Consider the following 24,623-nt stretch of genomic DNA (forward strand, 5'->3'; position numbering starts at 1 on the left):
CGCCGCCATGGCCGCCGGATCCCTGATCCTGTTTGTCCTGTTCTGCGTCGCCGTCTTCCTGGTCAAGGAATCGATCCCCGCCTTGACCGCCGACCCCGCCGACCTGAAGGGCGGAGTCAGCTTCTTCACCCACATCGGCGCGCTGATCGTCGGCACGCTCATCGCGGCCGCGATCGCCCTGCTCCTCGCGACGCCCGTTGCCGTCGGCGTCGCGCTCTTCATCTCCCACTACGCCCCGCGCCGGCTCGCGCAGAGCCTGGGCTACGTCGTCGACCTGCTGGCCGCGATCCCCTCGGTGATCTACGGCGCCTGGGGCATCACCGTGCTGGCCCCGGCCCTGGTCCCGAGCTACGTGTGGCTGTCCGAGAACGCGGGCTGGATCCCAATCTTCGCCGGCCCGGCCTCCGCCACCGGCAAGACCATGCTGACCGCCGGCATCGTGCTGGCCGTGATGATCATGCCGATCATCACCAGCCTGAGCCGCGAAATCTTCCTGCAGACACCCAAGCTGCACGAGGAGGCCGCGCTGGCCCTGGGTGCCACCCGCTGGGAAATGGTGCGCATGGCCGTGCTGCCCTTCGCCCGCCCCGGCATCGTCTCCGCCGTCATGCTGGGCCTGGGCCGCGCGCTGGGCGAAACCATGGCCATCGCCCTGGTCCTCTCCTCGGGCCCCATGATCGCCAGCCTCATCCAGTCCGGCAACCAGACCATCGCCGCGGAAATCGCGCTCGCGTTCCCCGAATCCTCGGGCCTGCAGACCAACGCGCTCTTCGCCGCCGGCCTGGTGCTGTTCGTCATCACGCTCGCGGTCAACATGGTCGCCCGCTGGATCGTGGCCCGCCACAAGGAATTCTCGGGAGCCAACTAATGACCGTCACAACTGAGGTCCGCAGCCGCCGGTCCGCACTCACCCGCAACAAGCTTCCGAACTGGGCCCCCTGGGCGGTGGCCGCCGGCGCGCTGGTCGTTTCCGCCGCCCTGCTGGCCCTGGCCGGCTTCAACGTCTGGGGATGGGCCGTGCTGGCCGCCATCCTGTTCGTGGCCGCCAACTGGGCGGTCTCCTTCGCCGTCGAAGGCGCGCGGAAGGCCGCCGACCGGTTCGCCACCAGCCTGATGTTCGGCGCGTTCATCGTCGCCCTGGTCCCGCTGGTCTCCGTGATCTGGACCGTGCTGGCCAACGGCATCGCAGGATTCTCGCTGGACTTCCTGACCAGCGACATGCAGGGCGTGCGCGGCCGCGTCGACAACGCCACCGCCGCCGGGGAAAGCCCGCTGATGGGCGGCATCGCCCACGCGCTGGTCGGCACCTTCCTGATCACCCTCTGGGCCTCGATCATCTCCATCCCGATCGGCCTGCTGACCGCCATCTACCTGGTGGAGTACGGCCAGGGCGGCCGCCTGTCCCGGGCCATCACGTTCTTCGTCGACGTCATGACGGGCATCCCCTCGATCGTGGCTGGCCTGTTCGCCGCCGGCCTGTTCGCCGTGATTGCCGGGCCCGGCTTCAAGGCCGGCATCGTCGGCGCCGTCGCGCTGTCCGTGCTGATGATCCCGGTGGTGGTGCGCTCCAGCGAGGAAATGCTCAAGATCGTCCCGAACGAACTGCGCGAAGCCGCGTACGCGCTGGGCGTGCGCAAGTGGCGGACCATCGTCAAGGTGGTCATCCCCACCGCGATCTCCGGCATCGCCTCCGGGGTCACCATCGCCATCGCCCGCGTCATCGGCGAAACCGCCCCGTTGATCGTCACCGCGGGCTTCGTGACCCGGATGAACGCCAACGTGTTCTCCGACTGGATGGCCTCGCTGCCGGCGTTCATCTACTACCAGATCCTGAATCCCACCTCGCCGACCAACCCGGAGCCCTCCACGCTGCGGGCCTGGGCCGCCGCGCTGGTGCTGATCGTCCTGGTCATGCTGCTCAACCTCGGCGCCCGCCTGATCGCCCGCGTCTTCGCCCCGAAAACCGGCCGCTAGCCCGGCCGCCCGGACGCCCACGGCGCCGGGCACCACAGAATTCACCTGAAAAGGAACACCATGTCCAAGCGCATCGACGTCACAGACCTCAACGTCTACTACGGCAATTTCCTGGCCGTGGAGGGCGTCAACATCAGCATCGAGCCCAAGTCCGTGACGGCCTTCATCGGCCCGTCCGGCTGCGGCAAGTCCACCTTCCTGCGCACGCTGAACCGCATGCACGAGGTCATCCCGGGCGCCCGCGTGGAGGGCAAGGTCATGCTCGACGGCGACAACCTCTACGGCAGCGGCGTCGACCCGGTGACCGTGCGCAGCCACATCGGCATGGTCTTCCAGCGCCCGAACCCGTTCCCGACCATGTCCATCCGCGACAACGTGCTGGCCGGGATCAAGCTCAACAACAAGCGCATCTCCAAGGCCGACGCCGACGACCTCGTGGAATCCTCGCTGCAGGGCGCCAACCTCTGGAACGAGGTCAAGGACCGCCTCGACAAGCCCGGCTCCGGTCTCTCCGGCGGCCAGCAGCAGCGCCTGTGCATCGCCCGCACGATCGCCGTCAAGCCCGAGGTGATCCTGATGGACGAGCCCTGCTCCGCGCTGGACCCGATCTCCACGCTGGCGATCGAGGACCTGATCAACGAGCTGAAGAACGACTACACGGTGGTCATCGTCACGCACAACATGCAGCAGGCCGCCCGCGTGTCCGACAAGACCGCATTCTTCAACATCGCCGGCACCGGCAAGCCGGGCAAGCTGATCGAGTACGAAGACACGGCGATCATCTTCAGCAACCCCTCCGTGAAGGCCACGGAGGACTACGTTTCCGGCCGCTTCGGATAGGCCGGGTTAGGTGTTCCCGCCACGGCGGGAACGGCCCTGGAGGGGGATCTTCAGGGGATCTTGAGGGGGATCGCGGCGGCGGTCGGCACCACGGTGCCGGCCGCCGCCGTCCCGTTTAAGGGCCTGCCCCGCAAGCGTGGGGCGGCCGGGTTCCCTTCGTGGCGACGGAGTCGACGCGAGAGGGCCTGCCCCGCAAGCGTGGGGCGGCCGGGTTCCCTTCGTGGCGACGGAGTCGACGCGAGAGGGCCTGCCCCGCGCGCTTACCCGCCCAGCAGAGGGGACAGCGCCAGGAACAGCATCCCGCCCAGCACCACGCACGTGACGGGCGCGGCGAACCAGTAGGAGAGCACGCGCAGCACGTTGCGCCACATCACGGATTCGAAGCGCTGGTTGGCCCCGGCCCCCACGATCGCACTGGTGACCGCCTGCGTGGTGGACAGCGGCAGGTGCATCACCATGGCGCCGAAGAACAGCATCGAGGCGGAGACGCTCTGCGCCGTGGCTCCGCGCAGCGCATCAATGGTCACCAGCCGGTAGGCGAGGGTGTGGGAGATCCGCCAGCCGCCGAAGAGCGCCCCCGCGGCCAGGAAGAAGCCGCCGGTCAGCTGCGCGGCCAGCGGATAGGTGCCCGGCTGCACGACGTTCCCGGCCACCAGCGCCAGGGTCAGCAGCGCCCCCGTGCGCTGGCCGTCCTGCAGTCCGTGGCCGAGCGAAACCGCGCACGCGCTGATGGACTGGGCGGCCCTGCCCCAGGTGTTGACGTCGTCGGAGCTGGAATGGCGGGCCAGCCACGTGGCCGGGGCCACCAGTGCGAAGGACAGCCCATAGGCGACCAGTGGGGTGAGCAGCAGGGGCGCCACCACCCCCAGCAGCAGCATGCGCAGCGCGTCGTGGACTCCGTCCCCGCCCAGCAGCGCCGAAGCGCCGCTGGCGCCGGCCAGCGCGGAGATCACCGCGTGCGTGGAGGAGACCGGGATGCCCCGCCACCAGCAGAACAGTCCCCATCCGCCGGCCGCGACCAGTCCGGCGAGCAGGATCGCCAGCCCCAGCGAGTGGGCGGGAACGTTGAGTTCGACGGCGGAAACCAGGTAGGCGCCGAACGCCTGGCTGAGCATGGTGCCGACGAACGCGAAGAACGCGGCGACGACGACGGCGATGGTCGGGGTGAGCGAACGGGTCCTGACGGCGGCGGCCACCGAGTTGGACACGTCGCGGAAGCCGTTCAGGAACGCATAGGCACACGTCGCGACGAGGACCAGGCCCAGCAGGAGTTGTTCCATCCGGGCGTGCTCAGGATTCCTTGACCAGGATCCGGCCCAAGTGGTCCGCGACCGCGCGCAGGGTGTGGACCGCGGCGAGCAGCTGGTCGGCCACGTAGCGGTGCTTGACGATCAGGGAGGCCTTCTGCAGGTCGGAGAGCTCGGCGACCCAGACGCGGTGGGTGCGGCTGGCCCGCTTGGACAGGCGCACCATTTCCAGCCAGGTGTCCTCGAGGTCGTCGAGGTTGTTCAGCTGGCCGATCGCGGCGGAGGCAAGTTCGGCCTGGCGCCCGATCATCTCCAGCTGTTCCGCAGCGCGCCGGGAAAGCCGGCCAGCTCCGGTGTGCACGAGCAGGTCGCCGGCCCCACTGAGCTGCTCCACGGCCTCGTGCAGCAACCGGGAGAAGGTGTAGAGGTCCTCGCGCGGGAGGGGGTTCACGTAGCTGGTGCGCAGATGGGTGAGCACGGCGTAGTGCCGGTCGGTGGCGCGGGCCTCGGTGGAGTTGAGGCCGGCGGCCAGCCCTTCCTGTTCGTTGTCGGCGGCCCCGAGCATCTGGGAGAGGATCTGCACGCCGTCCAGGACCTCGGAGGAGAGGTCGCGAAGCAGTTCCAGGCCGCGGTATTCCGCAGGGAACAGGCTGAATTTCACGTGGTTTACCGCCGCGGATTCAAAGGGGGAAACGGACGTGAACAAGTTTACGCATGCTATCCGCGGCCACAGACCACGGGCCACCTGCCGGGGGCCGGAAGCGATGAACGTCGCACGGGTGCGGGATCCGGGGGCGTCGGCGTCTTTGTTGAAGCCCTCTGCGCTGGGCCCAATTGCTCCGGCCCATCGTTCCGGCCCGTTTCGCCGGTCGGTGGCCTAGGTGTACTGATTGGGGCCGTTTCTCAAGCTTATGGTGCCGAACCGGGAGCGCCTCTCGGCGGCAGGCCGCTCGTAGCGGCTGAAAGATGGAGCCCGGGGCTGCCGCGATCCGGCACCGCCAATAGTTTTCTTCCCACCGGGCCTTTCTGTCAATACGCCCCCACCCGGTCGCGGCCATCCATGGTGCCGGAAAACCCGCAGTGACTACAATCGCCGTAGGCCCGCCGGCAATTTAAGCCGGCACCGCCCACACCGCTGCACATACCGGCAGATCGAGGGGGAGCCATGCCGAACGTTTCCCGCCCGGACAGTCCCGGCCCGGAGGTTTCCCGTCCGGACGAGGAAGACCTGCAGGCCGGCCGGCGCGTCCGCGCGCTGGTTCCACGCAGGAACCACGCGCGCTTCGAGCTGCCGGAGCGGGACCCCGTGGAGATCCTGGCCGGGCAGCACACCACCCGCGAGCCGGACCTGGTCCCGGTCCGGATCGGGCGCATGCTGCAATCGCCCTTCGCCTACTACCGGGGCGCCGCGGCCGTGATGGCACACGACCTGGCCCGCGACACCGCCACCGGCTACCGCGTGATCGCCTGCGGCGACGCGCACCTGGCGAACTTCGGGCTCTATGCCTCGCCGGAACGGCGGCTGGTCTTCGACCTGAACGACTTCGATGAGGCCTACCCCGGCGCCTGGGAGATGGACGTGAAGCGGCTGGCGGCCAGCCTGTGGCTGAATGGCCGCGCCAACGGCCATCCGGAAGCGCGCTGCAGGGACGCTGCCGCTGCCTCCGTGCGTTCCTACCGCACCACGGTGCACCGCCTGTACGACATGTCCGTCCTGGAACGCTACTACTACCAAGTGGAGGCGGAGGCGCTGCCGAAAATGGCCCACCAGGCGGCCCGCAAGGCCCGCCAGAGCACCTCCGAACGCGTGATGGAGAAGCTGACCACCGTGACGGAGAACGGCATCCAGCGCATCGCCGAGCAGCCTCCCTTGGTCCGCCGGCCCGCCAACCCCGACTGGGACCGCCTCTCCGGCCTCTTCGAGGAGTACCGCAGGACCCTGCGCACCGATACTGCCCTCCTGCTCAGCCAATACAGCATGGTGGACTGCGCCTCGCGCGTGGTCGGCGTGGGCAGCGTCGGCACCCGCTGTTTCCTGTTCATGCTCCGCGGCCCCTCCGGGGACCTCCTGTTCATGCAGTCCAAGGAAGCGGGGCGTTCGGTCCTGGAGACCCACGGGAAAGTCACGGACGCGCCGAACGCCGTCACCCAGCAGCTGATCCTCCACGGCCACGGCTTCCGCGTGGTGGCGGCGCAACGGATCCTGCAGGCCCAGTCGGATCCCATGCTCGGCTGGGTCCGCGGCGTGAAGGGGGAGGACGGCATCGTTCGCGACCACTACCTGCGCCAGTACCGCGACCTGAAGGGTTCGCTGGACCTCGCCCAACTGTCCCCGTCCGCGGCGGAGACCTACGGCGAATTGTGCGGGGAACTCCTGGCCCGGGCGCATTGCCAGAGCCCTGGCAGCCGCTTCCTTTCCGGATACCTCGGCAACGGCGACAGCTTCGACGTCGCCGTCACCACCTGGGCGGGCCGGTACGCGGACCAGACGGAAGCCGACCACGCCGCCCTGGAGGAAGCCGTCCGCGTCGGGCGGCTAGAGGCCCTGCGGGACGTGTAACGCGCAGCGAGGGTGGGGAGGAGTCGTGGACGCTAGATCAGCTCGCCGCGACGCCAGGCCCGCGCGGAAGCCTCCAGGTCCTCGGCGGTCTTGACCAGTTGGCGTGCGCTGCGGGTCAGCTTGGTCGCGTGCGGTTCGTTGGCCTGTTCGGCGGCGTCCGCGTGGTGCGTCTGGCCCAGCGCAACGACGCGGCAGTACGCGGCGGAACGTTCCAGCGCGACGTCGAACTCGCCGTCGAACGCGCCGGAGAGGATCGAATCCGCCATCGAACGCAGCTCATCCGCCCCGGGCGGCTCGGCGACGCCGGCGACCACGTGCTGGACCTGCGCGACGTACCGGCCCTCGCGGAAGTAGGCCGCCATGCGTTCGGGGTTCTGCACCGTGGCGGCGCGCAGCGCGTACAGCCGCCACAGGGCACCGGGCAGGGACCGGGGCGGGCTCTCCGCCCACAGTTCGGCGATCGCCTCCAAGCCTTCCTTGTCCGCCAGTTTCACCAGCCGTCGGGTGACCGCCGGATCGGTGCTCGCGCGCCCCTGATGCACCAGGGCCGCGGCGGCCAGGTGGGCGGCCTCGGACACGCGGGCCGGATCGGCCCCGCCCACGAACGGTTCGAAGTCGACCGGCGCGAACGGGACGGGCTTGTGCGGGCGCGGGGCCGAGGCTCCGGACCCGCTGGCTGGGACTGCGCTCATGCGACAAGAGGATACTCCGGTGCCGCGGGCGTGGCGCCGGGAGGGCGTGTCCGCGGCGAGTGCACGAGGCAACGCCGGGAGATCCGCTAGCATTGTTGAAGGCCTTTACGGTCTGGCGGGCCTCTAGCTCAGTTGGTAGAGCATCGGACTTTTAATCCGCGGGTCGCGGGTTCGATCCCCGCGGGGCCCACCGCCGAATCCCCGTCCTCCCCGCGGAGGCGGGGATTCCTTTTTGCCGGCCCCTTTGCCGGGGCCTCTCTGCCCGGGCGCTTCGGCTGCGCGCCGGCCTTCCTTCGTTGCGTCAGATTCCCGGTGCGTCAGAGCCCCGTTGCGTCACAGTCCGCCTTCCGCCCGCTGCGGCAGGCGGCGGCCACGCGGGCCGGTGTAGGGTCGTGGCTGAACACGGGAGTCCGGTGAGCCGGGCTGAGAGGAAACTTCTCAAGTTTCGACCGTTGAACCTGATCTGGATCATGCCAGCGCAGGGAGTCAACATCGAATCCTGTGCCCTGTTTCTCACAACAGAAGGGCGCGAAAATGCATCCGAATTACCCCACTGAAGTCACCGACCCTGCCTTGGCGCCTGCCGCCGCCGGCAGCCCCACCCTGAGTCACGACAACTTCGGCATTGGTGCCAGGGTCACCCTGGCCGTGATGAGTGCCGACTACGCCGAGGTCATCCTCGGGTCGCTGCAGAAGGCCGATGCCACCGGGCTGGAGGTTCAGACGGGCGACGTGAGCACCTTCGTGGCCGGCCGGGAGCCGGACCTGCTGCGGTACCTGAGCCAGCTCATTTCGGCGGCCGGCCGCGGCGGTGCCCACGTTGTTGCCACCGTGCACCTCTCCCGCGGCTGCCCCGGCGAAGTGCAATGCGAACTTCCCGGCGGAGCCGGCCCGCTGCGCAGCGAGATCGTCGAACTGGAGGAGACCGGGGTGCAGGCGGCAGCGGAGTGGGCCCTGTACCCGCTGGAGGACACCGGCCGCGACGGCGTGGACCCGGACCACATGCGGGACATCTACGCCGCCGTCGACTACGCCAAGGCCAAGGGCACGTTCGTGAAGTCGGAACATTTTGTCACCCGCCTGGAGGGCGACATCGCCCGCATCCTCGAGACAGTGGCTGCCGGCTGGGTCCTGGTCGGCCGCACCGTCCAGCACGTGACCACCCACCTCACGCTCTCCATCAACAGCCCCTCGGCCCGCTAAGCCTCCACCTACTTCAAGGGTTACTTCCATGACTTCTCACAGCACGCTGACCCCTGCCCGCAAACGCCCCGCCTTAGCGCTCAAGGACCTGGTCCTCATGGTGGTGCTGGGGGTGGTATTCGGCTTCCTCTACTGGGTCCTGGTCCAGGCCTGGACCGGCCTGTCCATCCTCATGGGCCCGGCCGGAGACCTGGCCCAGCACTTCCTGATCGGCGGCTGGCTCCTGGTGGCGCCGATCGCCGTGGCCATCATCCGCCGGCCCTTCGTCGGGATCATCGCCGAGGTGCTGGCATCGGTCATCGAAGTGGTGTTCCTTGGCTCCGCCGTGGGCCCGATCCTCTTCGTCTCCGCCGCGATCCAGGGCCTGGGCAGCGAGATCCCGTTCGCGCTGCGCGGCTACCGCTCCTTCGGCTGGGGCACCTTCGCCCTCTCGGGCCTGCTCGGGGCAGGACTGGTGTTCCTCTTCTCCGCTTTCCGCTTCGGCTGGTACGGCCAGGAGCTGTTCGTCCTGCGCTTGGTCCTGCAACTGGCCTCCGGGCTCATCCTGGGCGGCCTGCTGGCAAAAACCATCGTCGGGGCCCTGGCGAAGACCGGAGTGGTCGACAACTTCGCGATCGGCCGCGACCGGATCAGCCCCGACCCGATCAGCAAGGTCTAGCCTGATGGCCGCTGCCCACCCCGGGACCGTCGAACCCAAGCCCGGCGCCGCTGCCCGGAGCCGAACGGCTGCCCGGCAGGCCCCGTCCACGGTTCCGGCCGTGGAGCTGAACGATGTCTCGGTGGAATTTCCCCGCCGGACGGGGCCGGTGCTGCGCAAGGTGGACCTTCGGCTGGAACCGGGTGAGCAGCTGATGGTTTTCGGCCCCTCCGGCGCCGGAAAATCCACCCTGCTGCAGTTGGTCAACGGGGTCATCCCGCACGCCGTGGCGGTGCAGCTGTCCGGGTCGGTGCGGGTGCGGGGAACGGACACCCTGGACACCGACGTGGCGGAACTGTCCCGCAGCGTCGGCGTCCTGGCCCAGGACCCTTCCTCCGCCGTCTGCCTGCCGGATGTGGAACAGGAACTGGCACTTCCGCTGGAAAACCGGGCCGTTGATCCTGCTGCCATCTCCGGCCGCATCGATGCGGCGCTGCACGCCGTCCACGCGGGTGGACTGCGGCTGCGCAAAACCTCCCAGCTCTCCGGCGGGGAAGGCCAGCGGGTGGCGTTGGCCGCGAGCCTCATCGCCGAGCCCGCGGTGCTCCTGCTCGACGAGCCGACCTCGATGCTCGACGCCGAGGGCATCGCCTCCGTCCGGGAGGCGATCGAGCGGGCGGTCGACGAATACGGGCCGGCCGTTGTCCTGGTGGAGCACCGCATGGACGAGTACGCCGGACGCCGCGGCCTGGCCGGCCTGCCCGGCCGGGCCGTGGTGCTGAACGGCGACGGCGAAATCCTCCTCGACGGACCCACCACGGAGGTCCTGACCGAAGCGGCTCCCCAGCTGCAGGCCCGAGGCTGCTGGCTGCCGCTGGAAACGGAGCTGCAGGCGGTCTTCGGCTGCCCGGGCGGCCTCGGCGCCGAGACGGTGCGCGCCGGACTGAAGGACCTGGCCGGCGCACACCCCCTTCCCGCACCCGCCGGAGGGCCTCCGTCCCACCGGGAAGCGCCGGCGCTGCGGGCGGTGGGCCTGTCGGTGGATCGGAATGCGGCCGGCCAGCGCCGCCGCAAGCGCCGCTCCTCCACCCCGGCAACGGCGGGCCCCGGCGCACTGCTCACGGACATTGATCTCGCCGTCAACCCCGGCGAGATCGTCGCCCTGCTCGGCGCGAACGGCACCGGGAAAACCTCGCTGCTGCTGACCCTGGCCGGACTGCTGGAGCCCGCCGCGGGACAGGTGACCGGCGCGCGGCCCGGCATGGTGTTCCAAAACCCGGAGCACCAGTTCGTGGCGGGAACGGTCCGCGGCGAACTGGGCTACGGGCTCGCGGCCGGAGCGGAACCGGTGGTGGAGCAGCTGCTGCGGCAACACCGCCTGGAGCACCTCGCCGACCAGAATCCCTTCCGGCTCTCGGGCGGCGAAAAACGCCGGCTCAGCGTGGCCGCCATGCTTGCCCACCCCCGGCCCGCCCTGCTGGCCGACGAACCCTGCTTCGGGCTGGACCGGCGGGCGGCCATCGCGATGATGGAATCCTTCCGGCTGGCTGCGGCGGCAGGCCGCGCCATCCTGTTCTCCACCCACGACCTGCGGACCGCGGCAACGGTGGCGCACCGCGCGGTGGTCATTGCCGAAGGGACCGTCATCGCCGACGGGCCGGTCTTCGAAGTGCTCGCCCAGCGCGAGGTGCTGGCACGGGCCGGCCTTTCCGTGCCGCCGCTCCTTGAGTGGCTGCTGGAGACTTTCGAAACAGCGGGCCAGATGTGCGCCGTGCTCACCGCCCTGGATGCCGCCGTCCCCCGCCACGGAGAGGAGCGCGGGGCGTGAGCGCCGGCATTGAACCTCGACGGTTCACGGACTCGCCGTTGGGGAGGCACAACCCCACAGTCAAGCTCGGACTGCTGTTTGCGGTATCGGTCGCGCTGCTCTTCGTCTTCGACCCCGTCACGCCGGCCGTGCTGTATGTCCTGGCGCTGGCGGCCGTGGCGGCGTCGGCCCGGATTCCGGCGCGGATCCTGCTGCTGTCGCACATCCCGTTAGTGGGGTTCGGCCTCGGCCTGCTGGTGGTCAACGCCCTCAGCCGTCCCGGAACCACGGTCTGGGAAGTGGCCGGACTGGGCGTCACCGCCGAGGGACTGGCCGTCGGCGCTTCCCTGGGCCTGCGCAGCATGGTGATCGGCATGCTCTCCATCGGCTTCGTCGCCTCGACCGACGGGGTCGCCCTGATGACCAGCCTGCACCAGCACGCCAGGCTGGGCGTGCGGATGACCTATGCGGTGCTGGCGGGCTACCGCATGCTGCAGGAAATGCCGGCCGAATGGCAGACCATCCGTTCCGCCCACCAGGTGCGTGCCCCGCTGCGGTCCGACGGGCGCCCGCGCAGCGGGTTGCTCTCCTTTGGCCGCTCCGCCTTTGCCCTGCTGGTGGTCTCGCTGCGCCGTGGGGAACGGATGGCCCAATCCCTTGAGTCGCGGGGCCTTGGCCTCGGACCCCGCACCACGTGGCGCCCGGTGCCCCTCGGGCGGACGGACGGGTGGCTGGCCGTCGCGGTGCTGCTCGCCATCGCACTGGTCTTCGCCGCCAGCGCGGCCCTGGGCTTTTGGGAAGGCCACGGTTCGCTCTTCGCCTGACGGCCCGGCCCGCTTCGCCTGACTCCTCCGCCCCGCTTCGCTTGAGGACCCGGGGCGTAAAGCGCGGAAACGGGCTCCCCGCCCTTTTCCGCACCGAGGAAACGGGGGAGTAGGCTCGCCGGGTGCCCCAACTGCTTGCCGACCTTACCCCGTTGCGCCTCAGCCCCGCCTTCCGGAGGCTGTGGATCGGCAGCGCGCTTTCGGCGGTGGGAAGCCAGCTGACCCTGGTCGCGGTGAGCCTCCAGGTCTACGCGCTGACCGGCTCCAGCTTCGCCGTGGGCCTGCTGGGGCTGTTCGCCCTGGTCCCGCTGGTGCTGGCCGGGCTCTACGGCGGGGCGATCGCCGACTCCCGCGACCGCCGCAAGGTCGCCTTGGCGTCCTCGGCCGTGCTCTGGCTGAGCACCGTCGCCATCGCCGCGCAGGCCTGGGCCGGGCTCGACAACGTCTGGGTGCTCTACGCCCTGGTGGCCGTGCATTCCGGGGCCGGCGGCATCAACCAGCCGGCCCGCGGGGCGATCATCCCGAAGCTGGTCGGCACCAAGCTCCTTCCCGCGGCGAACTCGCTGAGCATGGTCACGTTCGGCATCTCCCAGATGGTCGGCCCGCTGCTCGGCGGCGTGCTGGTGGCCCAGGTCGGCTACGCCTGGACGTACACGATCGACGTCCTCACCTTCCTGGCGGCGCTCTGGTCCGTGTACCGGCTGCCGTCCATCCCGCCCGAAGGCGGGCACGCCAAGGCCGGAATCCGCTCCGTCGTCGAAGGCTTCCGTTTCCTGGGCACCCAGCCCAACGTGCGCATGACCTTCCTGATCGACCTCGTGGCCATGGTCCTGGCCGCCCCGCGCGCGCTGCTGCCGGCCATCGGCGCGGCGCTGATCGGTGGTGGCGAAGCCACCGTGGGCATCCTGCTGGCGGCCACCGCCCTGGGCGCCTTCCTGGCCGGGCTCTTCTCCGGCCCGCTGGGACGGATCCACCGCCAGGGCGTGGCGGTGTTCTGGGCGGTGGTTGGCTGGGGCGCCAGCATCGCGCTCTTCGGGGCCGTGGTGCTGGCCGCGGGCGGCGGCACAACGGCCGCCTCCGGGTGGCTCTGGGCGGCCGCGGCCTGCATGGCGCTCGCCGGGATGTCCGACGCCGTGAGCGCGGTCTTCCGCACCACCATTCTGCAGACCGCGACGCCGGACCACCTGCGCGGGCGGCTGCAGGGCGTGTTCGTGGTGGTGGTCGCCGGCGGCCCCCGGTTGGGGGAGATGGTCTCCGGCGGTGCCGCCGCAGCACTGGGGGAGGGGCTGACGCTGGTGCTGGGGGGCCTGGCCTGCGTGGGCCTCGCCGCGCTGCTCATGCGCTGGCAGCCGGGTTTCCTGCGCTACGACTCCCGGCACCCTGAACCGTAGCCAGCGCCGTAGCCGGCGAGCCAGCGCTCCGCCTGCCCGCTGACCTGCGTTTCCGTCCGGCTGTCCGGCCGGCACAGTAGGGTGTCCAGCATGAACGAGCTCTACAAGGACGGTACGGTCGCCGGCGAAGGCGGCTACCTGGGCCCCAACAAGCATGGGGAGTGGACGTACTTCCACCGCAACGGGCAGCTCAAGGCCCACGGCCGCTACGAGGACGGCGAGCTCGCCGGGGGATGGGTCTGGTACCACGAGAACGGCAACCTCCTCCAGCGCGGCAGCTTCCTCGAGGGACAGCAGCACGGCCCGTGGGAACGCTTCGCCGCGGACGGCTCCCCGCTGGACGTGCGCCACTTCGACCGCGGGCGCAAGACCGGGCCTGCCCTGGCCTGACCCGCGGGGCCTGGCCCGCCGGCGTCGTCCACCCTCCGCGAACCACCGGGACGTGAGGCCCCGTGGCTCCTACACTGGAACCACCATGAAGAATCCCCTTGCCTCCGCCATCATCGGCCCCGACGGCAAACCCGTTGCGGGCGTCCAGGGCGCCATCCTCGGTGCGGTGAGCCTGCAGCGTCCGCTGGTGCTGGCCTACCTGCGCCGGATGCGGCGCCGCCATCCGGAACTGAACGCCGCCCAGCTGGCGGTGCTCGTGGAGCGGGACTTCATGGTGGCGGTCACCGGCGGCGGTGCCGCCGTTGGTGCCAGCGCGGTCGTTCCCGGCATCGGAACCGCCGCGTCGCTGGGCCTGTCCGCCGCCGCCGTCTTCGGGTTCCTGGAGGCCAGCGCCCTGTACGCGCAGTCGCTGGCCGAGCTGCACGGCATCGCCACCGACGACCCCGACAAGTCCCGTGCCCTGGTCATGGCCATCCTGCTGGGCGACGAGGGCAGCGCGCTGATTTCGCAACTCACCCACCAGGCCGTCGGCAGGGGCGCCGGGCCGGTGAAGGGGTGGGGTTCGGTGTTCGGCAGCAAGCAGCCGCTGGGCCTGTGGGGAGTGGCCTCCGCCTCCATCCAGAAAAAGTTCATGCGCCACATGCTGGCCACGCAGAGCGCCACGTTCTTCGGGCGGGCCATCCCGTTCGGCATCGGCGCCGTCGTCGGCGGCGCGGGCAACCGCATTCTCGGGAAGCAGGTGGTCAGGGCGGCCAAGCTCGCCTTCGGCAAGCTGCCGACCTCCATCCCCGGCGAACTGGCGGAAGCGCCGCACCCCCCGGCGCCCGACGTGGCGGCACGGCAGCTGCGCGGGCACGACGCCGGCTCGCCGCCGGCGCTCATCGGGGAACCCGCCCAAGAGCCCGCCGCCGGCTCGCCGCCGGCGCTCACCGGGGAACCCGCCCAAGGGCCCGCCGCCGAGGTCGAGGCCCTGATCGAGGCCGAACGGGCCCGCCGCGCAGGACACTAGGCGGCCCACGACGCTCGGCCCGCACCCCCCGGGCGGGACTCAGGCCAGCAGCAGGGTGGCCACGGTGAAGATGGCCAAGCCGGCCAGCGAACCGACCACGGTGCCGTTGATCCGGATGAACTGCAGGTCCCGGCCCACCTGGAGTTCCAGCTTGCGGCTGGTTTCCTCCCCGTCCCAGCGGGAGACGGTGTCCTGGATGAGGCCGGCGATCTGCCCGCGGTAGGTGGTGACCAGGTACATACCCGCGTTGGCGATCCAGGCATCCACCTTCCCGGCCAGGACCTGGTCCTCCGTCAGGCGCGTGCCGAACTCGGCGACCGCCCGCACGAAGGAGCGGCGCAGCTCGGACTCCGGGTGCTCCACGGCCTCCACCAGGGCCGCCTTCATGCTGGACCAGCCGGTGGCTGCCAGCTCCTGCAGCTGGGGGTCGCCGAGCAGCGAGTGCTTGAGCCGCTCCACCTTGGCGATCGTCTCGGGATTGGACTGCATGTCCCGGGCGAAGTCCTGCAGCCAGGCATCGATGCTTGCGCGCACCCGGTGGTGGGGGTTCCGGCGCACGGCATCGACGAACGCGGACAGCTCGCGGTGGATGCGCTCCCCGAGCAGCCGCTCCACGACGCTCGGGATCCAGCCCGGGGAGCGCTCGGCGACGAGCCCGATGACGGTGGCCCGGTTCGCGGCGACCCAGTCGGCCGCGCGGTCGGCCAGCAGGTCCACCACCTGGCGGTGGTGCCCGTCCTCCACCACGGTGCGCAGGATCCGGCCCAGGGTCGAGGACCATTCCGGAGCGAGCATATGTTTGCGGGCCAGCGACTCCAGCAGCGACAGCACGTCGCGGTCGTCCAGGATCTCAAGGGCGCCGCGCACCACCGTGGCCGCCTCCTTCGCCACGCGTTCGGAGCCGGCCGGCGTGGCCAGCCAGGCGCCGGCCGTCTCGGCGAAGCGCAGGTCCTTCAGCTTGCGCCCCACCACGGCGTCGGAGAGGAAGTTCTCCTGAATGAACCCGCCCAGGCTTTCCCCGATCTGGTCCTTCTTGCGCGGGATGATGGCGGTGTGCGGAATCGGCAGGCCCAGCGGATGGCGGAACAGGGCGGTCACGGCGAACCAGTCGGCCAAGGCGCCCACCATGCCGCCCTCGGCCGCCGCCCGGACATATCCCATCCACGGAATGCTTTCCTGCAGCGAGAAGGCCACCACGAAGATCACGGTCATCAGGACCAGCAGGCCCGTGGCCAGGCGCTTCATGCGGCGCAGGGCATCGGCCCGCTCGGCCTCCGTGGCGAAAGGGCTGTCCGGGCTGTTGCTCCCCGGATCCTGCCGCGACTGGGGTGTGGTGGACATGCTCATGCGGGCTCCTGGGGATCGGTGGCGCCAAGGCTTCCAACATAGTTCACCCGGTCCTGCCCGCCGAGCGCGGCGGCCCGGCCGGGCGCGCGGGTAGCGTGGAGAACATGAAGCAGCTGATCTACGCCCACCGGGGTTCCAGCGCTGCGTTCGCGGAAAACACCCGCGCGGCCTTCCTCCAGGCGCTGGCGGACGGGGCGGACGGCGTCGAGTGCGACGTGCATCTGACGGCCGACCATCACGTGGTGTGCCATCACGACCCTACGGTGGACCGCACCTCCAACGGCACCGGCCCGGTTTCGGCCCACACGCTGGAGCAGCTGCGGGCCCTGGACTTCAGCGGCTGGAAGGGCGCGGCCCTTCCGCAGGCCTACGGCACCCCGGCCGAGCAGGTGCTCACCCTGGCCGAGCTCGTGGGGCTGCTCCGCGGCGCGGGGCGGGAGGTGGGCCTGGCCGTCGAGCTCAAGCACCCCAGCCCGTTCGGGCGCCTGCTCGAGGAGAAGGTGCTGTCCGAGCTGAAGGCCCTCGGCTGGGACCCGGAGGCCTCCCGCATCGGCAACGTCGCCGTCAGCTTCATGAGCTTCGACCCCGGCTCGGTACGGCACCTGCTCACGACGGTCCCGCCGGCGTTCGTCTGCCAGCTGGTGAACAACGTCGACGCCGAATGGGTCGAGGAGGTCCTGCGGGTGGAGCCGGCGGGGCGGGAGGAGGTGGTCCGTACCCTCGCCCGCGAGGCCGTCGCCGCGGTCGCGCAGCTGGATGCCGGCCGGGTGGGAATCGCCGGACCGGGTGTGGGGTTCGTCCGCCGGCACCCCGGCCTGGTGCGCCGCTGGCTGGAGGCCGGGCTGGTGTTCCGCGTCTGGACCGTGGACAGGGACGCCGACGTCGACTACCTCCGGGATCTGGGCATCCAGCAGCTCACCAGCAACCGCCCGGCCCACGTGAGGGCCCGGCTGGGCGGCTGAACGCTGGACGCGGCGGTCCGTCCGGGCCGGAACACCCGAACATTTCCCGCCCGCGGAACCCCGGGCCGTTTCCGGAGGGCGGGGCCGGAGCTGCGGTGCTCGCTAAGCTGGCGGGGTGAAGTTCGCCCCCTCGCCCGCCGTGCGGATCGGCCTGTCGATCTCGATCGCGACCGGGGTCTACGGTGTGTCTTTCGGCGCGCTTGCGGTGGCCGCGGGGCTGGATCTGCCGCAGGCCGTGGCGCTCAGCGCGCTCATGTTCACCGGCGGTTCGCAGTTCGCGTTCATCGGCGTGTTGGGCGGCGGCGGATCCGGTGCGGCCGCCTTCGGTGCGGCGACGCTGCTGGGGGTGCGCAACGCCGTATACGGGATGCAGATGAACGCCCTGCTGCGTCCGGCGGGATGGCGCAAGCTCGCCGCCGTGCAGGTCACCATCGACGAATCCGCCGCCACCGCCTCCGGCCAAACGGACCCCGACGAACAGCGGCGCGGCTTCTGGGCCGCCGGCGTGGGCGTATTCGTCCTTTGGAATATCTTTACGGTGGCCGGGGCCCTGCTCGGCAACGTGCTGGGGGACCCCAAGGCGTGGGGCCTGGACGGGGCCGCGGTGGCGGCGTTCCTGGCCCTGCTGTGGCCGCGCCTGCGCACCCGCGAACCGGTGGCGATCGCCGTCGTCTGTGCTCTGGCCACCGCTCTGGCGGTTCCGTTCGCTCCGCCCGGGGTGCCGATCCTGGTGGCTGCGGTGGTGGCCGGCCTGTGGGGCTGGTTCGGCCACGGCCCGGCCCGCGAGGGCCTGGAGCCCGACGTCGACCCGTACGGCGGGCACGACGGCGGCGCCCGCCACGGCGGGCAGGGGCAGGATCGGCAGGCGCCGGGCCCGCAGGGGAGCGGCGGGACGGCGGAGGACGCCGCAGGGGGAAATGGGGCCGGACAGGATAGGGCCGGACAGGATGCGGACGGGCAGGAGGGAGGCCGGTGATGGACCTGTGGCCGTGGATCCTGCTGGCCTGCGCGGCCGCGTTCCTGACCAAGCTGTCCGGGTACCTGGTTCCGGCGCGCCTGCTCGAGAACGAGCGGATGACGCGCGTGGCCGGCACCCTGACGATTGGGCTGCTGGCGGCCCTGACCACCGTCAACGCGTTCGCCGCAGGCCAGTCGCTGGCCATCGATGCGCGGGCCGCGGCGCTGGTGGCCGCCGCAATCGCCCTGCTGCTGCGGGCTCCGTTCCTGGCGGTGGTGCTGGTGGGGGCCGCCGCGGCGGCCCTGGTGCGGCTGGCCGGACTCGGCTAGGCGGGCCCCGGACGCCGTCGTCCGCCGGGACCGGAGCATCCGGAAAACTCCCGCCCGCGCACCCCCGGGTCGTTCCCGTAGGGACCGGTTTTTCCGGAGGGCCGGGCAGGCCGTTTCCGGATGGCCGGGTGGAAGCGGCCGCCTACCCGCTCCTCCGCCGGCGGGCCTGCCGGGCCAGTGCGCGGAACCCGGCGATGAACGCGGCCTCGACCAGCACCAGCAGGCCAACGCCCACCCATTGGCCCTCGCGGGCCAGCAGGATGCCGCCCAGCACCAGCAGCACGGTCTCGATCACCAGGATGAAGACGGCGAACCCGTAGGCCACCCGGGAGCTGCGCTTTCCGGTCCGGAAGCCGAACCCCTGGGGCGCGCCCTCCGGGACGCCGGCGCTCCACGGCGCCTCCTCCGGCTCTTCGTTGGCGCCCTCGGCGCCGTTGGGGGAATCCTTCTCCATGCCGCCTACCCCAACCCGAGTTCCTTGACCGCGAGCGCGGCCAGCTCATCCGGGGTGTGGTGCAGCGAATCGAGCACCAGCCTCGGGTCCTTCCAGATGGCCAGCTGGCGGCGGCGACGGTTCAGCGAGTCCCACTCCGGCGCGCCGATGAATGGGTCCTCCTCGCGTTCGCGCTGCTGCAGGCGCAGGCGGTGCGTGGTCGGGTCGGAGCAGACCACCTCGATCCAGCGCAGGTCGGCCCCGGTCCGTCCGGCCAGCCGCATCCACTGGGAGCGGTTCTCGGCGAGGTCGTTGACGGCGTCGACCACCACGCCCAGGCCGGTGCGCAGCTGAGCCTCCGCGACCGTCTCCGCGGCCAGGTACGCCGCCTGGCCCTTGGGCTGCCGGTCGTCGATCCCGGCCCGCACCAGGGCCGCCTCCAGCGGGTCCACGCCCACCACGGCAAGCCCCAGCCGCTCGGCCAAGGCGGCCGCGAAGCTCGACTTGCCGGCCCCGGGCAGCCCGCACACCGCGACCAGCAGCGGCCCTTCGCCGGGGGGAACGGGCGTCGCCTCCAGGGCGGCGACCTGTCCTCGGCGGCGGCGGAAGCTCGGCAGCGGGGACGGCGGCAGCCGGAACGCGTTCGGCGGTGTCATGTTCGCATCCTAGGCGCCCGTGCTGCCCCGCGGCGCGGTTTTGGCTGCCGCGGGGACCAAGGTCTGGTCCGGGGTGTCCCCGAACCGTATATTCATGCCCATGATGGGGGAACATATTGGGGACCAGCTGGATCGCCAGCTGGGTGAGTTGCTTTCGGGGCCCGTGCTTCCGGGAGTCTACGACGTCTTGGTTTCGGCTGACGAGGATGCGCCGGACCGGATATACATCGATGTGCATGAGTGCATCCGGACGCAGCTGCTCGACGCCGAGCGGCGGATCGTCCAGGCGATCACGGGGGAGCGCGTATTCAGCGTCGCCCGCCGGGCCACCCCGGCGGAGTGGGCCAAGGCGCGCGAGCTGGACCGCTGGTTCATGATCCGCAGCGAGGAGCCCGACGACGAGCTCGCCACCCTGCCGCACGAACTGCGCCGTTTCGCGCAGGTCGCGGTTGAGTGGTTCTACACCACCGGAACGCGCTGACCGGACCGGGCACCGGCTGCCGGGTGTATCCGGCTAGCGGCGGGTTTCGAGCTCGATGCGCTCGTGCCCGGCCGCCGGCACCCACAGCCTGTACGCGATCAGCAGCAGCACCAGCCACACCGCGCCCACCACGAGCGCGGTGCGGCCGGACGCGCTGAAGCCCAGGATCACCACCACCGCGCCCATGAACGCCAGCGCGATGTAGGTCGGCACCGGCCACCACGGCAGCGGGAAGGCGGTGCGCTCGCCGCTGGCGCGCATGCTCCGGCGCATCCGGTGGTGGGAGAGCAGGATGACGGTCCAGGTCAGCACGGTGGCGAAGGTGGCGATCGAGGCGACCACCAGGAACAGCTGGTCCGGGATCCAGAAATACAGCCCCAGACCCGCCAGCAGGCAGGCGGCGATCACGGAGACCGGCCAGGACGGCACGCCGAAGCGGGAGACGTGCGTGAACGACGCCGGGGCGTGGCCCTGTTCGGCGAGCCCGAACATGGTGCGGGCGGCGGCGTAGAAGATGGAGTTCATGGCGGACAGGGCCGCGGTCAGCACCACGGCGTTGATGAGGTGCTCCGCGGCGGGGAGGCCCAGGCCGGCAAAGACCTGCACGAACGGGCTGCCCTCCGAACCGATGCGGTCCCAGGGGAACAGGCAGAGCATGACGCCGATCGAGAGCACGTAGAAGATCAGCACCCGCACCGGGACCGAGTTCACCGCCTTCGGGATGGCCTTTGCCGGGGCGTCCGCCTCGCCGGCGGTCATGCCCAGCGTTTCGATGCCGCCGAAGGAGAAGACCACGATGCCCAGGCTCATGATGATGCCCCAGACGCCGAAGGGGGCGAAGCCGCCGTGGTCCACCAGGTTGTGCACGCCCGGCTCGTAGCCGCCGATGCTGATCCCGAAGACGATCAGGTACAGGCCGCCGACGATCATCGCGATGATCGTGACGACCTTGATCAGCGAGAACCAGAACTCCAGTTCGCCGAAGACGCTCACGCGCAGCAGGTTCAGGCCGCCGACCAGCAGCATCGCCGCCAGCATCCACAACCACCCGGGGGTGTCCGGGAACCACATGCCCATGTAGTGGCCGACGGCCGTCATGTCCGCGATCGCGACGACGATCATCTCGAAGACGAACGTCCACCCGGTCAGGAACGCCACGCGCGGGCTGAGGTACCGGTCGGCGTACCGCGCGAACGATCCGGCCACGGGGTGGCGCACGGCCATTTCGCCGAGGGCGCGCATCACGATGAACACCACGCACCCGGCGGCCAGGTAGGCCAGCAGCACCGCCGGTCCGGCGGTCTGGATGGTCTCGGCGGATCCGTAGAACAGGCCAGTGCCGATGGCGGACCCGAGCGCGATGAAGCGGATGTGGCGGGGCTGGAGCCGGCGTTCCAGCTCCGGGGCGTGGGGTTCGCGGCGCGGGGGGCGGCCGGAAGCGGTGTGGGTGGTCATGGTCCTGCCCGTGGTGTTGCGGGAAATGGGGGAAGGATGCACGGCGTGGGTGCAAGCCACTAATTTTCCCATACTTCAGCCGGGGTCCAGCCGCCCAAGGCGCGACGCCAGATGACGGCCCGTGGCCCGGCATGACGGCTGGTGACGCCGGCGGGCGCTCCCGCGCCCCGGAAGATGGCGCCGGATTGAGCCGCGTGACGCGGAAGTACCCCCGTGAAGCGGCCATTTACGGAGCCGTCCGGGGCGCGGAAATACTGGGTCCATCCGGCACATCCGACCGAGAGGAACAGGCAAATGACTACAGCCGTAGCAGCGTCCATCCCCCATCAGATCACCCCGTCGCTTGGGGACCTGCGCGCCGAGTACGCGCCGGTCTTCGAGGCGATCCGCTCCGGGGCGGTCCAGCGGGAGCGCGGACGCGACCTGCCATTCCTCGTCGTCGAACAGCTCAAGGAGAGCGGCTTCACCGCCCTGCGGATCCCGGCGGAGTTCGGCGGCCGCGGCGTGGGCCTGGCCGACTACATCGAGCTGCTCACCGATCTCGCGGCCGCCGACTCGAACGTCGCGCACCTGCTCCGCGGGCACGTCGCGTTCGTCGAGCGGCTGCTGCTGGGTGCCCCCGACGCCCACCGGGACGGCTGGCTGCGCCGCATCGGGGCCGGCGCGCTGATCGGCAACGCCAACTCCGAACGCCAGGAACTGAACGAGGTCACCACCCGGCTGGAGGAACGCGGCGGCCGCCCCGTCGTCAGCGGCACCAAGTACTACACCACCGGCAGCCTGTACGCGGACTGGGTCTCGCTCACGGCCGTGCGCGCGGGGATCCGCCACAGCGTGCTGGTGAACGCGCACCACCCGGGCGTGCAAATCACCGACGACTGGGACGGCTTCGGCCAGCAGCTCACCGCCAGCGGCAGCCTGGTGCTCGAGGACGTGCCGGTCGATCCCGCGGACGTCCAGCCCTTCGACCAGGCCGATCCCTTCACCGGGTTCGGCGTCGCCGTGTTCCAGACCGTCCTGCTCGCGGTGGCCGCCGGGATCGCGCAGGCGGCGCTGGACGACGCCGTCGCCTTCGTCCGTCCGCGCCGCCGGACCTTCGCCAACCCGGGCGAACTGGTTCCGCGCGAGCAGGAGATCGTGCAGACCGTCGTCGGCGAGCTGGCCGGGAAGGTCCATGCGGCCCGCCTGATCGTCGCCGGGCAGGCCCGCGAGCTGGAGCGGTTCGCTTCCCGCGCGGCGGGAACCACCGCCGCCATTGGGACCAAAGAGGAGGCCGACCGGCTGGCGCTGGACGTCTTCAAGTCCCAGCAGGTGGTGCTCAAGCTCGCCCTCGACACGGCGACCGAACTGTTCGAGGTCGGTGGCGCCTCCGCCACCAGCACGGCTTCCCGGCTGGACCGGCACTGGCGCAACGCGCGCACCGTTGCCTCCCACAACCCCGCCAAGTACCGGGCCCGCGCCGTGGGCGACCATCTGCTCAACGGACGCGTGCAGCTGTGGGGAAGCCGGCCCGACGGGGCCGGAAGCACCCGCCCCACCCCGTAGCATTCGCCCCGCCCGTAGCTCCTGCCGCCGCGTGGTTCACCACCGTGCAGTTCCCGCCACGGCGGCCATTCACCGCGGGCCCATCCCCCGGGACGCGTGCCAGCTGCCCTAGCCGCGATCCGTCGCGCGCCCGCTCCATTGAAACCCGCCCCGTCGCCACCCGTTCCGGGAGGGGCCACCCCGTCATCCGCACCACTCACACTCCGATAGAGGACCAGGACCATGAGCAACATCTTCAGCAGCATCAAGCGGACGGCAGCCCTGACGTCCGCCGCCGTGGCGATCGCCCTGCTGGCCACCGGCTGCAGCGGCTCTGCCGGCGCCACCACGAACACCGACGCCGGCTCGGCGAGCGCGGAGGACAAGCGGGGCGGCGAGGTGGTGTACCTGGACGCCGAGCTGTCGCGCAGCACCCAGCTGCAGGCCAGCGGCACGTGGCAGGACAGCGCCTACATCGAGAACATTGCCGACCGGCTGGTCTACCGGGACCCGGAAACCCAGGAGATCAAGCCCTGGATCGCGGAGAGCTGGACGGTGAGCGAGGACGGGCTGACCTACGAGTTCAAGATCCGCGACGGCGTCACCTTCAGCAACGGCCAGGTCCTGGACGCCGGGGCCGTCAAGCGGAACCTCGACTGGCAGATCAAGGGCGACACGGACAAGGGCATTCCGGCCAACAACTGGTTCCCCAAGGTCAAGTCCGTCACCGCCGACGACGCCGCAGGCACCGTTACCGTGAAGCTGGGCCACCCGAGCACCGCCTTCCTGGCCATCCTGTCCTTCTGGCGCTCGGCCCTGGTTGCCGACGCCACCATCGAGGCGCCGATCGAAACCCAGCAGCAGCTCAGCGGCGTCATCGGCTCCGGACCCTTCGTCGTCGAGTCGGAGAAGTACGGCGAGGAGATCGTGCTGACCCGCCGCGAAGGCTACGCCTGGGCGCCCGAAGGACTGGCCAACCAGGGCGAGGCGTACCTGGACAAGGTCACCGTCGTCCCGGTCACCGAGGACAGCGTCCGCCTCGGGTCGCTCCGTTCCGGCGAAGCCGACTTCATCCGCTACATCCAGCCCAGCGAGGAGAAGACCCTCGCCGAGGCCGGCTTCCAGATCGTGGCCCGCCAGGGCGTGGGCAACGCCAACGTGTGGGACCTGAAGCAGGCCGCCCCGTTCCTCGATGACGTCAAGGTCCGCCAGGCCCTGCAGCACGGCATCGACCGGCAGCAGATCATCGATGACCTCTACACCGGGAACTGGAGCGCGGCCACCAGCATCATCACCCCCGGATCCGTTGGCTACAAGGACGTCTCCGAGCTCTTCGCCTACGATCCTGAGGAATCCAACCGCCTGCTGGACGAGGCCGGCTGGACCGGCCGGGACGCCGACGGATACCGCACCAAGGACGGCGAGCAGCTGCACGTGCTGACCTACGTCGACGTGTACGACTCCACCGCGAAGCCGCTCTTTCAGCTGGTCCAGTGGCAGCTCAAGCAGATCGGCGTGAACCTGGACATCAAGGAGACGGACTACGCCAACTACGCCTCCGTGTACACGGACGACTCCGTCGGCGCCCTGCGCAACGGCTGGCCGGAGGCGGACACCACCCGCCTGAGCATCGGCTACCACAGCGCCGGATCGAACTCCTTCAAGTTCCAGGCCGCGGACAAGGAACTGGACGGGCTGCTCGAGGACCAGCTCACCGCCTCCACCGTGGAAGAGCGCGAGAAGACCATCGGGGAGATCCAGGAGCGGATCGTCGAGCAGGCCTACGCCCTGCCGATCATCAACGACACCCAGGTGTTCGGCCTGGCCCCGACCGTCCACGACCTCACGTTCAGCTCCGAGGCGCGTCCGCATTTCTACGAAACCTGGACCGAGAAGAAGTAGCG

General features: G+C 70.6%; 24 protein-coding genes, 1 tRNA gene and 1 riboswitch. Of the genes, 18 read left to right on the forward strand and 7 right to left on the reverse strand.

The annotated features are described in order from the left end of the window. The first annotated feature begins 7 nt into the window (after positions 1–7). From pstC to pstB, 3 genes are read left to right on the forward strand one after another with little or no spacing between them, the layout of a single operon-like run. Positions 8–868, forward strand: coding sequence for a phosphate ABC transporter permease subunit PstC (gene pstC, locus ABD912_RS01575; protein WP_425548010.1), 861 nt, complete (start codon positions 8–10; stop codon positions 866–868). Then, positions 868–1,974 (forward strand): phosphate ABC transporter permease PstA, encoded by a 1,107-nt coding sequence (gene pstA / locus ABD912_RS01580; RefSeq protein WP_345147965.1) that lies wholly within the window; start codon positions 868–870, stop codon positions 1,972–1,974. Before pstC ends, pstA begins: the two co-directional genes overlap by 1 nt. A 60-nt stretch (positions 1,975–2,034) precedes the next feature. Beyond that, positions 2,035–2,814, forward strand: a complete 780-nt coding sequence (gene pstB / locus ABD912_RS01585; RefSeq protein ID WP_345147966.1) for a phosphate ABC transporter ATP-binding protein PstB — start codon at positions 2,035–2,037, stop codon at positions 2,812–2,814. Between the two features lie 260 nt (positions 2,815–3,074). Here pstB and ABD912_RS01590 read toward each other — a convergent pair whose 3' ends face one another. Next, positions 3,075–4,094 carry an inorganic phosphate transporter gene (locus tag ABD912_RS01590; RefSeq protein ID WP_345147967.1) on the reverse strand — a complete coding sequence of 340 codons (1,020 nt, stop codon included), beginning with the start codon at positions 4,092–4,094 and terminating at the stop codon, positions 3,075–3,077. Positions 4,095–4,104: 10 nt separating this feature from the next. After that, complete coding sequence (locus ABD912_RS01595; protein WP_345147969.1) at positions 4,105–4,722, reverse strand: hypothetical protein; 618 nt, start codon at positions 4,720–4,722, stop codon at positions 4,105–4,107. A 504-nt stretch (positions 4,723–5,226) separates the two neighbouring features. Here ABD912_RS01595 and ABD912_RS01600 point away from each other — a divergent pair. Further along, entirely contained in the window at positions 5,227–6,621 is a 1,395-nt protein-coding gene (locus tag ABD912_RS01600; protein WP_345147970.1) for a DUF2252 domain-containing protein, read from the forward strand. Between the two features lie 32 nt (positions 6,622–6,653). Here the strand turns inward: ABD912_RS01600 and ABD912_RS01605 are convergent, their stop codons facing one another. Continuing rightward, the gene (locus tag ABD912_RS01605; protein WP_345147971.1) at positions 6,654–7,313 is read right to left on the reverse strand and encodes a hypothetical protein; all 660 of its coding nucleotides are present in this window, start codon (positions 7,311–7,313) and stop codon (positions 6,654–6,656) included. A gap of 117 nt (positions 7,314–7,430) precedes the next feature. Here ABD912_RS01605 and ABD912_RS01610 point away from each other — a divergent pair. The 8 genes from ABD912_RS01610 to ABD912_RS01645 all read left to right on the forward strand — a co-directional run bounded on the left by ABD912_RS01610 (position 7,431) and on the right by ABD912_RS01645 (position 14,574). Then, positions 7,431–7,503 (forward strand) — tRNA-Lys (locus tag ABD912_RS01610). A gap of 202 nt (positions 7,504–7,705) precedes the next feature. After that, a riboswitch (TPP riboswitch) is annotated at positions 7,706–7,815 on the forward strand. Positions 7,816–7,847: 32 nt separating this feature from the next. Continuing rightward, positions 7,848–8,516 (forward strand): YkoF family thiamine/hydroxymethylpyrimidine-binding protein, encoded by a 669-nt coding sequence (locus ABD912_RS01615; protein ID WP_345147972.1) that lies wholly within the window; start codon positions 7,848–7,850, stop codon positions 8,514–8,516. A 28-nt stretch (positions 8,517–8,544) separates the two neighbouring features. Next, entirely contained in the window at positions 8,545–9,174 is a 630-nt protein-coding gene (locus tag ABD912_RS01620; RefSeq protein ID WP_345147973.1) for an ECF transporter S component, read from the forward strand. Positions 9,175–9,178: 4 nt separating this feature from the next. Beyond that, a complete protein-coding gene (locus tag ABD912_RS01625) occupies positions 9,179–10,981 on the forward strand; it encodes an ABC transporter ATP-binding protein (RefSeq protein WP_345147974.1) in 1,803 nt (600 codons plus the stop codon). Next, a complete protein-coding gene (locus ABD912_RS01630) occupies positions 10,978–11,784 on the forward strand; it encodes an energy-coupling factor transporter transmembrane component T family protein (RefSeq protein ID WP_345147975.1) in 807 nt (268 codons plus the stop codon). Before ABD912_RS01625 ends, ABD912_RS01630 begins: the two co-directional genes overlap by 4 nt. Before the next feature lie 122 nt (positions 11,785–11,906). Beyond that, the gene (locus ABD912_RS01635; RefSeq protein WP_345147976.1) at positions 11,907–13,175 is read left to right on the forward strand and encodes an MFS transporter; all 1,269 of its coding nucleotides are present in this window, start codon (positions 11,907–11,909) and stop codon (positions 13,173–13,175) included. 90 nt (positions 13,176–13,265) lie between these two features. Continuing rightward, positions 13,266–13,565, forward strand: a complete 300-nt coding sequence (locus tag ABD912_RS01640; RefSeq protein WP_345147977.1) for a toxin-antitoxin system YwqK family antitoxin — start codon at positions 13,266–13,268, stop codon at positions 13,563–13,565. Positions 13,566–13,650: 85 nt separating this feature from the next. Beyond that, positions 13,651–14,574 carry a hypothetical protein gene (locus ABD912_RS01645; RefSeq protein WP_345147978.1) on the forward strand — a complete coding sequence of 308 codons (924 nt, stop codon included), beginning with the start codon at positions 13,651–13,653 and terminating at the stop codon, positions 14,572–14,574. Between the two features lie 39 nt (positions 14,575–14,613). Here the strand turns inward: ABD912_RS01645 and ABD912_RS01650 are convergent, their stop codons facing one another. Further along, positions 14,614–15,921, reverse strand: a complete 1,308-nt coding sequence (locus tag ABD912_RS01650) for a DUF445 domain-containing protein (RefSeq protein ID WP_345147979.1) — start codon at positions 15,919–15,921, stop codon at positions 14,614–14,616. A 104-nt stretch (positions 15,922–16,025) separates the two neighbouring features. Here ABD912_RS01650 and ABD912_RS01655 point away from each other — a divergent pair, with 104 nt between their 5' ends. The 3 genes from ABD912_RS01655 to ABD912_RS01665 all read left to right on the forward strand — a co-directional run bounded on the left by ABD912_RS01655 (position 16,026) and on the right by ABD912_RS01665 (position 18,170). Further along, positions 16,026–16,883, forward strand: coding sequence for a glycerophosphodiester phosphodiesterase (locus ABD912_RS01655; RefSeq protein WP_345147980.1), 858 nt, complete (start codon positions 16,026–16,028; stop codon positions 16,881–16,883). 115 nt (positions 16,884–16,998) lie between these two features. Beyond that, positions 16,999–17,859, forward strand: a complete 861-nt coding sequence (locus tag ABD912_RS01660) for an AzlC family ABC transporter permease (protein ID WP_345147981.1) — start codon at positions 16,999–17,001, stop codon at positions 17,857–17,859. Beyond that, entirely contained in the window at positions 17,859–18,170 is a 312-nt protein-coding gene (locus ABD912_RS01665; protein ID WP_345147982.1) for an AzlD domain-containing protein, read from the forward strand. Before ABD912_RS01660 ends, ABD912_RS01665 begins: the two co-directional genes overlap by 1 nt. A gap of 142 nt (positions 18,171–18,312) precedes the next feature. Here the strand turns inward: ABD912_RS01665 and ABD912_RS01670 are convergent, their stop codons facing one another. Both ABD912_RS01670 and ABD912_RS01675 read right to left on the reverse strand, forming a co-directional pair. After that, positions 18,313–18,624, reverse strand: coding sequence for a hypothetical protein (locus ABD912_RS01670; RefSeq protein ID WP_345147983.1), 312 nt, complete (start codon positions 18,622–18,624; stop codon positions 18,313–18,315). Positions 18,625–18,629: 5 nt separating this feature from the next. Continuing rightward, positions 18,630–19,259: an AAA family ATPase gene (locus ABD912_RS01675; RefSeq protein WP_345147984.1), complete on the reverse strand. Its 630-nt coding sequence runs from the start codon at positions 19,257–19,259 to the stop codon at positions 18,630–18,632. Positions 19,260–19,359: 100 nt separating this feature from the next. Here ABD912_RS01675 and ABD912_RS01680 point away from each other — a divergent pair, with 100 nt between their 5' ends. Further along, positions 19,360–19,740 (forward strand): hypothetical protein, encoded by a 381-nt coding sequence (locus ABD912_RS01680; protein ID WP_345147985.1) that lies wholly within the window; start codon positions 19,360–19,362, stop codon positions 19,738–19,740. 33 nt (positions 19,741–19,773) lie between these two features. Here the strand turns inward: ABD912_RS01680 and ABD912_RS01685 are convergent, their stop codons facing one another. Then, positions 19,774–21,195 carry an amino acid permease gene (locus ABD912_RS01685; protein ID WP_345147987.1) on the reverse strand — a complete coding sequence of 474 codons (1,422 nt, stop codon included), beginning with the start codon at positions 21,193–21,195 and terminating at the stop codon, positions 19,774–19,776. 294 nt (positions 21,196–21,489) lie between these two features. Here ABD912_RS01685 and ABD912_RS01690 point away from each other — a divergent pair, with 294 nt between their 5' ends. Both ABD912_RS01690 and ABD912_RS01695 read left to right on the forward strand, forming a co-directional pair. Further along, entirely contained in the window at positions 21,490–22,740 is a 1,251-nt protein-coding gene (locus tag ABD912_RS01690) for an acyl-CoA dehydrogenase family protein (RefSeq protein ID WP_345147988.1), read from the forward strand. A gap of 222 nt (positions 22,741–22,962) precedes the next feature. Continuing rightward, positions 22,963–24,621 carry an ABC transporter substrate-binding protein gene (locus tag ABD912_RS01695; protein WP_345147989.1) on the forward strand — a complete coding sequence of 553 codons (1,659 nt, stop codon included), beginning with the start codon at positions 22,963–22,965 and terminating at the stop codon, positions 24,619–24,621. Positions 24,622–24,623 lie beyond the last annotated feature (2 nt).

Origin of the sequence: Arthrobacter ginkgonis (assembly GCF_039540195.1) — a bacterium.
In the GTDB taxonomy this organism is placed as follows: Bacteria; Actinomycetota; Actinomycetes; order Actinomycetales; family Micrococcaceae; genus Zafaria; species Zafaria ginkgonis.

Bases quoted from the DNA above. Each gene is read 5' to 3' on its own strand.
- ABD912_RS01675 (WP_345147984.1), bottom strand. From the start codon at position 19,259: ATGACACCGCCGAACGCGTTCCGGCTGCCGCCGTCCCCGCTGCCGAGC.
- ABD912_RS01620 (WP_345147973.1), top strand. From the start codon at position 8,545: ATGACTTCTCACAGCACGCTGACCCCTGCCCGCAAACGCCCCGCCTTA.
- ABD912_RS01650 (WP_345147979.1), bottom strand. From the start codon at position 15,921: ATGAGCATGTCCACCACACCCCAGTCGCGGCAGGATCCGGGGAGCAAC.
- ABD912_RS01685 (WP_345147987.1), bottom strand. From the start codon at position 21,195: ATGACCACCCACACCGCTTCCGGCCGCCCCCCGCGCCGCGAACCCCAC.
- ABD912_RS01670 (WP_345147983.1), bottom strand. From the start codon at position 18,624: ATGGAGAAGGATTCCCCCAACGGCGCCGAGGGCGCCAACGAAGAGCCG.
- ABD912_RS01605 (WP_345147971.1), bottom strand. From the start codon at position 7,313: ATGAGCGCAGTCCCAGCCAGCGGGTCCGGAGCCTCGGCCCCGCGCCCG.
- pstA (WP_345147965.1), top strand. From the start codon at position 868: ATGACCGTCACAACTGAGGTCCGCAGCCGCCGGTCCGCACTCACCCGC.
- ABD912_RS01690 (WP_345147988.1), top strand. From the start codon at position 21,490: ATGACTACAGCCGTAGCAGCGTCCATCCCCCATCAGATCACCCCGTCG.
- ABD912_RS01695 (WP_345147989.1), top strand. From the start codon at position 22,963: ATGAGCAACATCTTCAGCAGCATCAAGCGGACGGCAGCCCTGACGTCC.
- ABD912_RS01600 (WP_345147970.1), top strand. From the start codon at position 5,227: ATGCCGAACGTTTCCCGCCCGGACAGTCCCGGCCCGGAGGTTTCCCGT.
- ABD912_RS01665 (WP_345147982.1), top strand. From the start codon at position 17,859: ATGGACCTGTGGCCGTGGATCCTGCTGGCCTGCGCGGCCGCGTTCCTG.
- ABD912_RS01625 (WP_345147974.1), top strand. From the start codon at position 9,179: ATGGCCGCTGCCCACCCCGGGACCGTCGAACCCAAGCCCGGCGCCGCT.
- ABD912_RS01590 (WP_345147967.1), bottom strand. From the start codon at position 4,094: ATGGAACAACTCCTGCTGGGCCTGGTCCTCGTCGCGACGTGTGCCTAT.
- ABD912_RS01655 (WP_345147980.1), top strand. From the start codon at position 16,026: ATGAAGCAGCTGATCTACGCCCACCGGGGTTCCAGCGCTGCGTTCGCG.
- ABD912_RS01645 (WP_345147978.1), top strand. From the start codon at position 13,651: ATGAAGAATCCCCTTGCCTCCGCCATCATCGGCCCCGACGGCAAACCC.
- ABD912_RS01615 (WP_345147972.1), top strand. From the start codon at position 7,848: ATGCATCCGAATTACCCCACTGAAGTCACCGACCCTGCCTTGGCGCCT.
- ABD912_RS01680 (WP_345147985.1), top strand. From the start codon at position 19,360: ATGATGGGGGAACATATTGGGGACCAGCTGGATCGCCAGCTGGGTGAG.
- pstC (WP_425548010.1), top strand. From the start codon at position 8: ATGGCCGCCGGATCCCTGATCCTGTTTGTCCTGTTCTGCGTCGCCGTC.
- ABD912_RS01640 (WP_345147977.1), top strand. From the start codon at position 13,266: ATGAACGAGCTCTACAAGGACGGTACGGTCGCCGGCGAAGGCGGCTAC.
- pstB (WP_345147966.1), top strand. From the start codon at position 2,035: ATGTCCAAGCGCATCGACGTCACAGACCTCAACGTCTACTACGGCAAT.